This is a genomic window from Vibrio antiquarius (assembly GCF_000024825.1).
GTDB classification, from domain to species: domain Bacteria; phylum Pseudomonadota; class Gammaproteobacteria; order Enterobacterales; family Vibrionaceae; genus Vibrio; species Vibrio diabolicus.
Map to the genome: position 1 here is coordinate 1,091,846 of NC_013457.1, position 11,875 is coordinate 1,103,720.

Consider the following 11,875-nt stretch of genomic DNA (forward strand, 5'->3'; position numbering starts at 1 on the left):
TCGTGCCATGTCCATCCCATAATATTTGAAGTTCGTGTGCGGTTTCACACTCTGTAGGTTGTTAAAAAACAAGGTTAAGTGCGAAGACAGAACTTAATTTAGATCATAAATTTTATCTATCAATTCGTCAGTTTCATAATGCAATTTCTTTGTAAAAAATCGGCTTATAAAAGCATTTAGATATAAAAACAGTCGATAAAATCAACACTGGTTAAAGAAAAAGCAAAATTTTGACCTAAAACAATAGCAGTTCGTCATTACTTATTTTATAATGCGAATTAATGTTTCGGTACATCGTAAATTCCAATAACTAGGGGCACAAAATGAGACTTATCCCGTTAACTCGAGCAGCACAAGTAGGTAAGTGGGCAGCTGCGCATATCGCTAAGCGTATCAACGACTTTAAACCTACTGCTGAGCGTCCATTCGTTCTGGGTCTACCAACTGGTGGCACTCCTCTAGCAACCTACAAAGCCCTAATCGAGCTTTACCAAGCCGGCGAAGTGAGCTTCAAAAACGTCGTGACTTTCAACATGGATGAGTACATTGGCATCCCTGCAGATCACCCAGAGTCTTACCGCTCGTTCATGTACAACAACTTCTTTAATCACATTGATATCCAAGAAGAAAACATCAACCTACTGAACGGTAACACTGACGATCACGACGCAGAATGTAAGCGTTACGAAGACAAAATTAAGTCTTACGGCAAGATCAACCTGTTCATGGGCGGCGTGGGTAACGACGGTCACATCGCGTTCAACGAGCCAGCGTCATCTCTATCTTCTCGTACTCGCATCAAAACACTGACTGAAGACACTCGCATTGCGAACTCTCGCTTCTTTGACGGCGATATCAACCAAGTGCCTAAATACGCACTGACTATCGGTGTGGGTACACTGCTAGACGCAGAAGAAGTGATGATTCTGGTAACAGGTCATAACAAAGCTCAAGCACTTGAAGCAGCAGTAGAAGGTTGTGTAAACCACCTATGGACGGTTTCTGCACTTCAACTTCACCCTAAAGCAGTGATCGTATGTGACGAGCCAGCTCAACAAGAACTGAAAGTGAAGACTGTGAAGTACTTCTCGGAGCTAGAAGCGGAAAACATCAAAGGTTTTTAATCCATAGGATGACAGCCTAGATGCACGCTAAAAATACGAAACCCGTGATTGATCACGGGTTTTTTCTTATCTGAACAGCGGGCTTAAGTCGTTAATAAGCTTTAATACCAAACTGACGAAGACGCTTAGGCAGCACTTCATCTAACTTGTCTAGTTCACTCGGTTCGACTTCGATAAGGTTAAAATGATGCTGCTCATAAACAGTACGAATGGTCTCACGGTCAGCCTCAGCCATCTCCCCAGTATCACTTCCCCAAAACTGTAAATAGACTTTACCGCCTGGCAAATAAAAATCACTGGTGACATCTTGGTCAATCGGCAGCTGACGTTCATAAGCGTGCACCACACCAGCCAAGTACAGCCAGTTGTCGATGAGCAACTCCCCCTTAGAGCGCACGTAATGCCCATCTAATGTTCGGTGTTTGGCTTCAAACTTTTGGCGAAAGCTTGAGTAAGATTTATCCGTGGAGTGTGACTCCGCATCTTGCCCTAAAAATTCAATGACAGACCGCTTAAGACGCTTATTACGCAGCACCACATCGTGCCATACGACAAAGGTATTTTGTGTCTCTTTATCGGTTCTTTGCTGGCCACCAGCGCGTATACCAGCTTCAGTGACACTCCAACCTTCTTCAGATTTGGCGATCCACCCCAACTCACTCAACAGTTGGTTCATGCGCTTCGCATTCAGTTTCAGCTTTTCACCCAGCTGCGTGGCGCTTAATGTTTTCCCTGAGCTGGAAGTCAGCTCAATATGTAAATTGGTCGGCCAGACGATGAACTGGCCAAATTTAGGGTGATCCACATACTCGCCGCCAAACTTGGCGCCTTCTTCCGTCAGAATCCATTTTTCGTCTTGGCGAACAATGTAGCCAGCACGTTTGAGATCGGCAAACAACAGCTTGGCTTCAACCTTACGCATTTTCGCTAATGCCGACGTCGATATTTTTTCAGACATGTGGGTACCTCATGCTGCTGTAAAACTGAACACTATGTCATCATAGTAACGTATTGATTTCACGGCTTGAAGTCAGAGAAACAAGATTTCGTTTTACAAATAACAAAGCCAATCTCAAGGGACTGGCTTTGTTATGTTAAGTTGAAAGAAGCGGGGCTATTTAATAAAAGCAATACAGCCTTGCAAAATCACTAAGTTCACAATGTCGATGAAGAATGCACCGACAATTGGTACTACCATAAATGCTTGTGGTGATGGACCATAACGACTCACGATAGAGCCCATATTCATGACCGCAGTCGGTGTGGCACCTAAACCGAAACCACAGTGTCCACTGGCGATCACCGCGGCATCGTAATTACTGCCCATCATGCGGAATGTTACGTAATAAGTGAACACCGCGAGTACGGCAGACTGAATAGCAAGAATAATAAGGAATGGGATCGCAAGATCAAAGATATTCCACAATTTCAAGCTCATCAGAGCCATGGCAAGGAACAGCGATAGCGAAACCGTACCAAGAATATCAACGGTTTCTAAATCAACCTTGCGCACCTTGGTCACTTCCATGATGTTGGTGATGACAACACCAATAAACAGCGCATAAACAAAATCTGGGATCATCAACCACTTGATGCCAAAACTGCTCACCCAACTCTCCAGATAGCTCGCGCCTGTCACGCAAAGCAAAATAATGGATAAGCTTTCTACAACTCTTTTCGCCGTGACACGATCTTCTTCATGTTCGTTATAGGTCACCAATTCAGGGAAACTCTGATGGCTTTGGTTGGTGCGTCCGTATTCCGATTCTAAGTTGTGCTTGTTGAGTAACTTTTGCGCGACAGGGCTGCCAATAATCCCGCCCATGACCAAGCCAAACGTAGCAGAAGCCATCGCCACTTCTAGGACATTGTGCAAACCATACATTTCTTGAAAAGTTTGCGACCACGCCGCACCAGTTCCATGTCCGCCAGAAAGCGTAATAGAGCCGGCGATCAACCCCATGAGTGGATCTAACCCCAATGCGGTAGCTAAGGATACGCCGACCGCATTTTGGATAAGAATGTAGACCGATGCCACAACAAGGAAGATGAAAACCTTCGCACCGCCTTTAATAAGTTGGGTGTAATTTGCCGCTAAGCCAACCGTCGCAAAAAACATCAGCATAAAGGTATTTTGCAGTGGTAAATCAAATGATACATCCACACCATTTAAGTGCATCGTCGTGATCACGCAAGCCACCACTAGACCACCAACAATTGGCTCTGGGATATTGAATTTCTTTAAGGTTGGTAATTTGGTGTTAATGAACTGCCCTAAAAATAACACGCAAATTGCGACGAGAAACGACTCTTGTGGGCCGATAGATATTACCTGATTCATGAGACCTCTTTACTCTCCTCTTTCTCATTCATTGAGCAAGCGCTCAACGTGAGATAGGTGCCTAAGTCAATCAGATTGCCTCTCGAACCTTTTGTTTTCTAGGGTGTATTTACCACAAATTCTCATCAAGTAAGAAATGGATGCCCCCAAAATCCCACTGATTATCATTATATGAGAATACCAATACCAAGCTGGTGGTAAATACCTTGATTGGATTAGAAAAATAACACTTCTCAACTTATGAGAAGTGTTTAATTTATGCTCAGAACAAAGTATTCAAAATAGCTATCACATAGGTAGATATTTAGGAAAAGCGAAGGCTAGTACATACGCTTTATTTTAAATTATTACTTTCTCTCCGGCACACTAGGTGTTATACCTATATATAACACCATTTCAGCCAAGAGATTCACTCATGACCAATTGGCATGATCGCCAACCGATTTTTCGACAGTTGGCTGACCAGATCACTCAACAAATACTGCAAGGTATCTGGCAAGAAGGCGATGCTCTGCCCTCCGTTCGTAGCATCTCTGCGGATATGAAAATTAACCACCTCACCGTCATGAAAGGCTATCAATTGCTTGTTGATGAGGGATTAGTGGAGAAAAAACGCGGTCAAGGTATGTTTGTCGCTTCAGGGGCAAAGCTCAAATTGCTCGCAGACGAGAAGGCACGTTTTCTTCAACAACAAATTCCGCAGATAGCCGACACAATACAGCGTCTGGATATGTCACTCGACGAATTCATTCAACAACTAAAACCACACTTGAAAGGTGACCAATGAGCGCATTAGTCAGTGTAAACAACGTCTCCAAGCAATATCAGCAACAAGGAGAAGCACTGCATGAAGTGAGTTTCGACCTACATGCAGGACAAGTACTTGGCTTACTCGGCCATAATGGCGCAGGTAAATCAACGCTTATTAATGCCCTACTCGGCGCACATGAATATCAAGGCACTGTTCGTATCAACGGATTTGAACCCATTATGCAACGCGACAAAATAATGCAGAGCTTGTCCTACATCTCGGATGTGAACGTTCTGCCAGATTGGATGACTGTCGCTCAACTGCTTAACTATACCGAAGGCGTGCATCCAGGGTTCAATCGCGCTCAAGCAGATACGCTGCTTCGTCAAACGGACATCAAACCTCGTGCGCGCATCAAATCTTTATCCAAAGGGATGAAGGTGCAATTGCACCTCGCGATTGTAATCGCGACTAACACCCAAATCCTCATATTGGATGAACCGACACTCGGGTTAGATCTCGTGTATCGTGATACGTTTTATCGTCACTTATTGGAATGGTTTCACGACGGCGAGCGCGTGTTGATCATCGCCAGTCATGAAGTATCAGAGATTGAGCACTTACTGACTGATGTGCTGATTCTCAAGCATGGCCGCCCTGTACTACAAACCTCGATGGACAGTATCAGTGAAGACTATTTCATTCTTGAAGCCAGCGACGAATACCGCAAACAAATTGAAGCGATGAACCCACTGTCGTCACAAAAAGGGCTCGGTTCAACGAAATGGTTACTCACTGCCCAGTATGCCCAACAAGCAGAAACAATGGGGGCCATCCATGGGGTGAAGTTAGCGGATCTATTTTTAGCATTGCAGAAGGAGGCAGCGTAATGCGTTCAGTTGTCGCGATGTTGCAAAAAGAGTGGTTAGAAAACCCTCTTGTTTTACGTATTCCACTGTTTGTGTTGGCGTGTGGACTTATTCTCTTTGTCAGTTTAATGAGTAACGACACTCTACAACACAATATGTTTTTCCAAATGAGCTTTGGTGGCGATGTCAGTGACATTCATAAAGAGCTTGGTGATGACGTCAATATGTTGATTACCGGAGGAGCAGGACTGCTGTCTATCTTGTTAGCCGTTCAATACTTCCCGAGAACACTGCGCAAAGAGCGCGCAGAGGGCAGTATTATGTTTTGGCGTAGTATGCCGGTCAGCGATATAAAAACTCACTTAGTGAAGCTAGGGTTTGGTTTATTGGTGATTCCGCTCGTTTGCTCGGCGCTTGTGCTCGCAGCAGATTTGATGTTGTGGTTGCTGAACATCTCTACTGATCACCAATTGGCTTTGTTGTACCGCCAAGCCTCGTTAGGTTACGTGCTGCTGCATTGGGGAGAGTTTTTAATCAGAATGTTATTCGCCGGTATTCTACTATTACCGCTGGCATTAACCGCAATGGCTATTTCTCAGAAAGTGAATTCACCACTGGTCATTTTGTTTATCGCCATTTATGCGCTGCGCTGGATGCCAATCGCACTATTTGGCTATTACGGCCTAGATCAGTTCTTCTCCGAAGTGCTTTACCTTCCACTGCACGCCATTGTTGCACCAAGCCCATTTAATGCAATTCCTCAGGCGAGCTGGTTAAACGTTGGCATTTACGCTTTCATCGGCGTTCTTGGTTGGACAGCTAGTCTCAAATTCAGCCGAACCATTCAATAATCCGTCGTTCGATAAACGGCCAAAATCGAGCCATAAAAAAACGGTCACAACCTGTGTTGTGACCGTTTTTATTTCGACCTTAGGAGATCATGAACTTAAATTTAACCAAGGAATGAAATGTAACCTTGTAAAATGATTAAGTTAACGATGTCTATAAAGAAAGCCCCCACAATTGGCACCACCATAAATGCCTGCGGCGACGGGCCAAATCGGTTAACGATAGAGCCCATGTTCATCACGGCTGTTGGGGTTGCTCCCAAGCCAAAACCACAGTGACCACCCGCAATAACCGCAGCGTCATAGTTGCGTCCCATCACTTTGAACGTAACGTAGTAAGTGAAGATAGCTAAGACCACAGACTGCACAGCCAAAATGACCAAGAATGGAATCGCTAAGTCAAAGATATTCCATAACTTCAAGCTCATTAATGCCATCGCCAAGAACAATGACAAAGAAACGGTACCGAGCATATCGACGGTTTCTGCGTCTAACTTACGAAGCTTGGTCACCTCTAAGAAGTTCGTGATGATCACACCAATGAACAGCGCATAAACAAAGTCTGGAATCATCAACCATGAGATTTCATACGTGCTAACCCATTGCTCAACATACTTCGCCCCCGTAACACAGATCAGTAGGAAGAAGAGTTTCTCCACCACTTTTTTCGCCGTTACTTTATCTTCTTCGTATTCGTTGTAGGTCACCAACTCAGGGAATTTTTCGTGAGTTTTGGCATCCCGACCACCACGACCATACTCCGATTCAATGCTATTTTTTTCTACGAGGCGCTGTGCCACTGGGCTACCAATGATACCGCCGATGATCAAACCAAAAGTGGCTGATGCCATCGCAATTTCCAAAACGTTATCCAATCCATACACGTCTTGGAAGGTTTGTGACCACGCAGCACCTGTACCATGGCCACCAGACAGAGTAATCGAGCCAGCAATTAACCCCATCAAAGGATCTAAACCGAGCGCCGCCGCGAGTGAAACGCCAACGCCGTTTTGTATGATGATGTAAAACGATGCGACAGCTAAGAAGATAAAAACCTTCGCACCTCCTTTCATCAACTGAGTGTAATTTGCGGCCAAACCAACCGTCGCAAAAAACATTAACATAAACGTATTTTGTAACGGCAAATCGAACTCCAAGTCGATGCCGTTGAAATGAAGAGCAGTAATCATGCAGGCCACAATAAGGCCACCTACAATCGGCTCAGGTATGTTGAACTTCTTTAAAATCGGTAGCTTAGCATTAATAAAATGCCCCAGGAAAAGCACACTGATTGCGACCAAGAAGGACTCCAGTGCACCTACAGATATTAAATGATTCATATCGCCTCTTATTATTGTTCTCTTCATCCTCCGTAATGATCGAGTGTTAATTTAACCTTCATTCAATAGCAAATGTTCTCGCTTTACTGTTTCGAAAATACTCAAAAGTTGGTGTAGATGCGCCTTAGGCTAGTTTAAGGAACGCTCCTTTAGCGATGTGTCAGTTTTCCGCTGTTAGCCAGCCCTTAAATGTGAAAGGAGCCGATATAGCTCCTTCAAATGCCCCCTCGCAATACCTGTGCGTTACTGCTTGGGGTATAGTGTTGTGAGTAAATTCTGGGTGACACTTTCTGAACCACATTGGGCTCCCTTACTTAAACAGAATGTGTCAATTACTATCAAACAAAGTTCCTTCCCGTTGTAACCTCTAAACGCCGAGATCGCGTTCAAAACAATTGGGTTTGCTTGTTCCTGTCGTAGTTTTTTAACTCTGGCTCATGGTGTGTAAACGAGCCGAATCCAAGGAAACTCTCAAGCTGCAACAAACGTTTTCGTCACAACGGAGCCGGATTATAACATATTGCTGATAATTTTCTTCAATTCAGTGACATTCACCAACCCTATGGTTTCTTTCCATAATGATTAACTGCTGAATAGCATTTTTACAGACAAAAGAGCGAAGCGAATTCAGCTTAGCCTCACCAAGAAATAAACCTTAAAAGCCAATCACTTATCTATCGTCTCCTGAGTAAAACGTGTTTTGATAGGCTTTCTTGAGGGCCCAGCAACCAAAATGTACGGTGTTGTCATGGTAGTCTTTCGAGGCTAACTACCCGATTCAGGGTGATAAAAACAATCCCAATTATGCATCACACAAAAACATGTATAATTTTTATGTAAGTTATTCAAATAACAAGAGCCCTACATGAAAATTCATTCGCTTTTCCCTGTGCTATTACTCTGTGCCATCTCATCTGCCACTGCAGCGGAAAATATCCGTATTGAATATTCTCCCGTGGAAACAACCCATGAAAACATCGCCCTGCAATCTATCCAAAACAGCGATGTAAACCCAATTTTTCTTGAGCTATCTCAGATCCACTTTCCATTTCGCAAACCACTCACACTGATTTACGGCGGAGAAGATGGCCCAATGTACGATCCCGATACGCACACAATACACATTCCTTACACTTTTTATTTGGAATCACTCAATTACTTCTCCAATAACCAGTATGAAGGACGCCTTGGAAAATCCCCAAAAACAGGGGCGTTAGATACGTTATTACACACCTTGCTGCATGAAGCCGGGCATGCTTACATCGAAGATCAAAACATCCCTGTTCTCGGAAAAGAAGAAGATGCCGTCGATAATTTTGCCACGATCTTAATGATTGACTTCCTAGAAGATGGCGCAGAGATGGCCATTAGCGCCGCCGACATGTTCGCATTTGAGTCCGATGACAGACCGGACTACTACGACTTCGGTGAGTACATTGATGAGCACAGTTTTGATTTGCAACGCTACTTCTCTACCTTATGTTTGGTGTACGGCAGTGATCCGGAACAGTACAAGTCGCTTCTCGATGAAGTTGAAAAAGACTACCTACGAGATCGCAAAGACTTTTGCCAATATAACTACGAGAACATACGCGCGAATTGGAACCACTACCTGCAACATAATGAACCAAAAGAAAAATCGCCACGTAGAACTCAGTAAGCCAAATCAAATAATAAGACGATCGCAATGACAAAACTCACCATATTTTATGACGGAACTTGCCCACTGTGCGCCAAAGAAATGCACGCACTTAAGCGACGAGATGTAAAACAAGCGATAAAAATCGTCGATATCTACAGCGATGACTTTTCTGATTACCCACAGATAGACGCGCAAAAAGCCAATACGATTTTGCATGCGCTGAATGACAACAATGAACTGATACTTGGTCTTGATGTGACTCACCGAGCATGGCAGTTGGTAGGACGAGGTTGGCTATATGCTCCACTACGTTGGCCATTACTCAAGCCAATTGCAGACTGGCTTTACCTGCGCTTTGCCAACAATAGGTATCGTGTCTCATACTGGCTTACTGGTAGCTCCCGCTGCAACTCGGGCCAATGCTCTCGCTAATTGTGATCCTGCTTAAAAATGTGAGTCTCTCTCGTCCACGATCACCAACTTCCTGTACTTCTCACCCGCCAACTCGGTTAATCTGCAATCAGTACAAAAATAATTATTAACTCTTTTATTTGGTAAAGCTATTGAAGTTTACCAGTTTGTAACGCTGCGCCGAGACGTAAGGAAGTACCTATGAATCTAACGATAAGAAAGCGACTTTATATTCTTTCCATCATTCCCGTGTTAACGATTGCTTTGGGTATGATGTGGTTTACCTACCTCCAAACCAGTACCTACAACCAACAACAAATCAATCATACGCACACGACGATGATGGCGATGAAGAAAGCGGAACTGAAAAACTATGTGCAGATGGCTCATTCCGCACTCAAACCGTTATTGGATCGTAATGCCTCATTGCAAGAAGCTATTCCAGTGCTCAAAGAGCTAGAGTTCGGCCAATCAGGTTATATTTTTGCGTACGACTCAAAAGGCGTGCGTGTTGTTGTCGGAAAAAACAACAAAGGGGTTGGAGAAAACTTCTATAACCTTCAAGACAAAAAAGGCAACTACCTGATCCAAGACCTGTTGAAAAACGCCAAAACGGGTGACTTCACAACCTACTACTTCCCTAAGTTAGGGCAAACCGAAGCATTACCAAAACTCAGCTACTCCATGTTCATTCCCAAGTGGGATATTATGATTGGCACAGGTTTTTATACTGATGATATCGATGCGATCATTACAGAGATGGAAAACACAGCAAACGATGAGCTAAACAATACCTTAGCCGCTATTGCTATGTTTTGTGTCTCTATTGCCGTTGTCGTGGCCATTTTTGCCGTACTCGTCAACCGTAGCATTATGCGCCCTATCGAACAGTTTGACAGCTCAATCCAATCTTTCGCGCAAGGTGACGCCGACTTAACCGCGCGTATGGAAGAATCTAGCGTGCCAGAATTTAAGCAGCTCGCGCATAACTTCAATATCTTCGTTGAGAGCTTGCAAGGAATTATTAAGAGCGTCAGCCATGTCGGACAAGAGGTAGTATCAGAAACGAACAACATGTCTCAACGCGCCTCACAAGTGGATGAATTGGCTTCTGGTCAACGTGAGGAAACGGAACAAGTCGCGACAGCAATGACAGAAATGACGGCCACCGCTCACGAGATCTCTGGCAATGCAAACCAAGCCGCCGATTCCGCTAAAAACGCCGATGACAACGCACAACAAGCGAAGCACATCGTAGACTCCGCCGCTAATTCCGTTGAAGCGCTAGCGAATGAGGTCTCTGAAGCAAGCACTGTAATTTCACGTCTAGAGAGTGACGTGCAGAACATCTCATCCTCACTTGAAGTCATCCAAGATATTGCTGAACAAACCAACTTGCTTGCGCTAAATGCCGCCATTGAAGCGGCACGAGCGGGCGACCAAGGACGCGGATTCGCAGTTGTCGCGGATGAAGTGCGTAAGCTTGCAAGCCGCACTCAGGACAGCACAGGTGACATTCACAAGATGATCGATCAACTTAAAGCAGGATCGGATGCCGCAGTAAAAGCGATGGAATCTAGCCAAGCACGTGGCGAAGCGACAGTAGAGGAAGCACGTGCTGCATCGGTTGCGCTGCAAGATATTCAAGCAGCTATTGCGAATATCATGGACATGAACACGCTGATCGCTACCGCGACCGAAGAGCAAAGCCAAGTTGGACAAGAGATTTCACAACGCATCGAAGTCATTTCTCAGCAAAGTAGTCAATCGGCGCACCTTGCCAATCAAAATCGCTCGGGCAGCCAAAACCTCAATCACAAAGCCAACGAACTTTACGACTTGGTGGGACGCTTCACAGTTTAACTTCCTTAACCATACTTAATAGTAGAAACAGCGACGCCTTAACGTCGCTGTTTTTATTTCTGCTATCCTCAAACGACTTAGTTATAATGCCGCCAACTTCGCACCCACAGGGGCAAAACAAAATGATAATTATGACCACCAATTTCGGTGATATCGAGATTGAACTGAACCTAGAACGAGCGCCAGTTAGCTCAAAGAACTTCAAAAAATACTGTGAAGATGGCTTCTACAACGGCACCATTTTCCACCGCGTTATCGATGGTTTTATGATCCAAGGTGGCGGTCACACCGAAGACATGGCAGAAAAGCCAACGCGCACCCCGATTGCGAACGAAGCAAACCGTGGTCTAAAGAACCTTGTTGGCACTATCGCAATGGCGCGTACTGATGCTCCGCACTCTGCAACAGCACAGTTCTTCATTAACTTGGAAGACAATGATTTCCTAGACCACACCGCAACCACCAACCTAGGCTGGGGTTACGCGGTATTTGGTAAAGTGACCGCGGGTATGGATGTCGTAAACCGCATCGCGAAAGTAAAAACGACCTCTAAACTTGGTCACGATGATGTGCCATGCGATCCAATCATTATTGAGAAAGTGACAGTCAGCGAATAAGCCCATTCGCCTCTTGGTAGAAATCGTCGCTACAAAACGAAAAAAGCGCCTAATGTCTTATGACTTAGG

The 11,875-nt window shown here is 44.6% G+C and carries 11 protein-coding genes; 8 read left to right on the forward strand and 3 right to left on the reverse strand.

Going from position 1 to position 11,875, the window contains the following annotated elements:
* Positions 1-323 precede the first annotated feature (323 nt).
* Positions 324-1,124 (forward strand): glucosamine-6-phosphate deaminase, encoded by an 801-nt coding sequence (nagB, locus tag VEA_RS19805; protein ID WP_006740926.1) that lies wholly within the window; start codon positions 324-326, stop codon positions 1,122-1,124.
* Positions 1,125-1,215: 91 nt separating this feature from the next.
* Here the strand turns inward: nagB and VEA_RS19810 are convergent, their stop codons facing one another.
* Together VEA_RS19810 and gltS (VEA_RS19815) are read right to left on the reverse strand one after the other, a co-directional pair.
* A complete protein-coding gene (locus tag VEA_RS19810; RefSeq protein WP_006740925.1) occupies positions 1,216-2,082 on the reverse strand; it encodes a hypothetical protein in 867 nt (288 codons plus the stop codon).
* A 156-nt stretch (positions 2,083-2,238) separates the two neighbouring features.
* Positions 2,239-3,465, reverse strand: a complete 1,227-nt coding sequence (gltS, locus tag VEA_RS19815) for a sodium/glutamate symporter (RefSeq protein WP_006740924.1) — start codon at positions 3,463-3,465, stop codon at positions 2,239-2,241.
* Positions 3,466-3,880: 415 nt separating this feature from the next.
* Between gltS (VEA_RS19815) and VEA_RS19820 the strand changes: the two genes are divergently transcribed.
* Genes VEA_RS19820 through VEA_RS19830 form a run of 3 tightly spaced genes read left to right on the forward strand, consistent with a single transcriptional unit; the run spans position 3,881 to position 5,936 of the window.
* Entirely contained in the window at positions 3,881-4,252 is a 372-nt protein-coding gene (locus VEA_RS19820) for a GntR family transcriptional regulator (RefSeq protein ID WP_005392046.1), read from the forward strand.
* A complete protein-coding gene (locus VEA_RS19825; protein ID WP_006740923.1) occupies positions 4,249-5,106 on the forward strand; it encodes an ABC transporter ATP-binding protein in 858 nt (285 codons plus the stop codon). The genes VEA_RS19820 and VEA_RS19825 overlap by 4 nt, the downstream gene beginning before the upstream one ends.
* Positions 5,106-5,936 (forward strand): hypothetical protein, encoded by an 831-nt coding sequence (locus VEA_RS19830; protein ID WP_006740922.1) that lies wholly within the window; start codon positions 5,106-5,108, stop codon positions 5,934-5,936. Before VEA_RS19825 ends, VEA_RS19830 begins: the two co-directional genes overlap by 1 nt.
* Before the next feature lie 101 nt (positions 5,937-6,037).
* On the opposite strand, the gene gltS (VEA_RS19835) is transcribed toward VEA_RS19830, so the two are convergent.
* Positions 6,038-7,273, reverse strand: coding sequence for a sodium/glutamate symporter (gltS, locus tag VEA_RS19835; RefSeq protein ID WP_006740921.1), 1,236 nt, complete (start codon positions 7,271-7,273; stop codon positions 6,038-6,040).
* Positions 7,274-8,138: 865 nt separating this feature from the next.
* Here gltS (VEA_RS19835) and VEA_RS19840 point away from each other — a divergent pair.
* From VEA_RS19840 to VEA_RS19855, 4 genes are all read left to right on the forward strand, one after another.
* Positions 8,139-8,933, forward strand: coding sequence for a DUF4344 domain-containing metallopeptidase (locus VEA_RS19840; RefSeq protein ID WP_006740920.1), 795 nt, complete (start codon positions 8,139-8,141; stop codon positions 8,931-8,933).
* Between the two features lie 27 nt (positions 8,934-8,960).
* On the forward strand, positions 8,961-9,347 hold the full coding sequence (locus tag VEA_RS19845) for a thiol-disulfide oxidoreductase DCC family protein (RefSeq protein ID WP_006740919.1): 387 nt from the start codon (positions 8,961-8,963) through the stop codon (positions 9,345-9,347).
* Positions 9,348-9,527: 180 nt separating this feature from the next.
* A complete protein-coding gene (locus VEA_RS19850) occupies positions 9,528-11,189 on the forward strand; it encodes a methyl-accepting chemotaxis protein (RefSeq protein ID WP_005392065.1) in 1,662 nt (553 codons plus the stop codon).
* A gap of 122 nt (positions 11,190-11,311) precedes the next feature.
* Positions 11,312-11,806: a peptidylprolyl isomerase gene (locus tag VEA_RS19855; RefSeq protein ID WP_041853104.1), complete on the forward strand. Its 495-nt coding sequence runs from the start codon at positions 11,312-11,314 to the stop codon at positions 11,804-11,806.
* Positions 11,807-11,875: the final 69 nt, after the last annotated feature.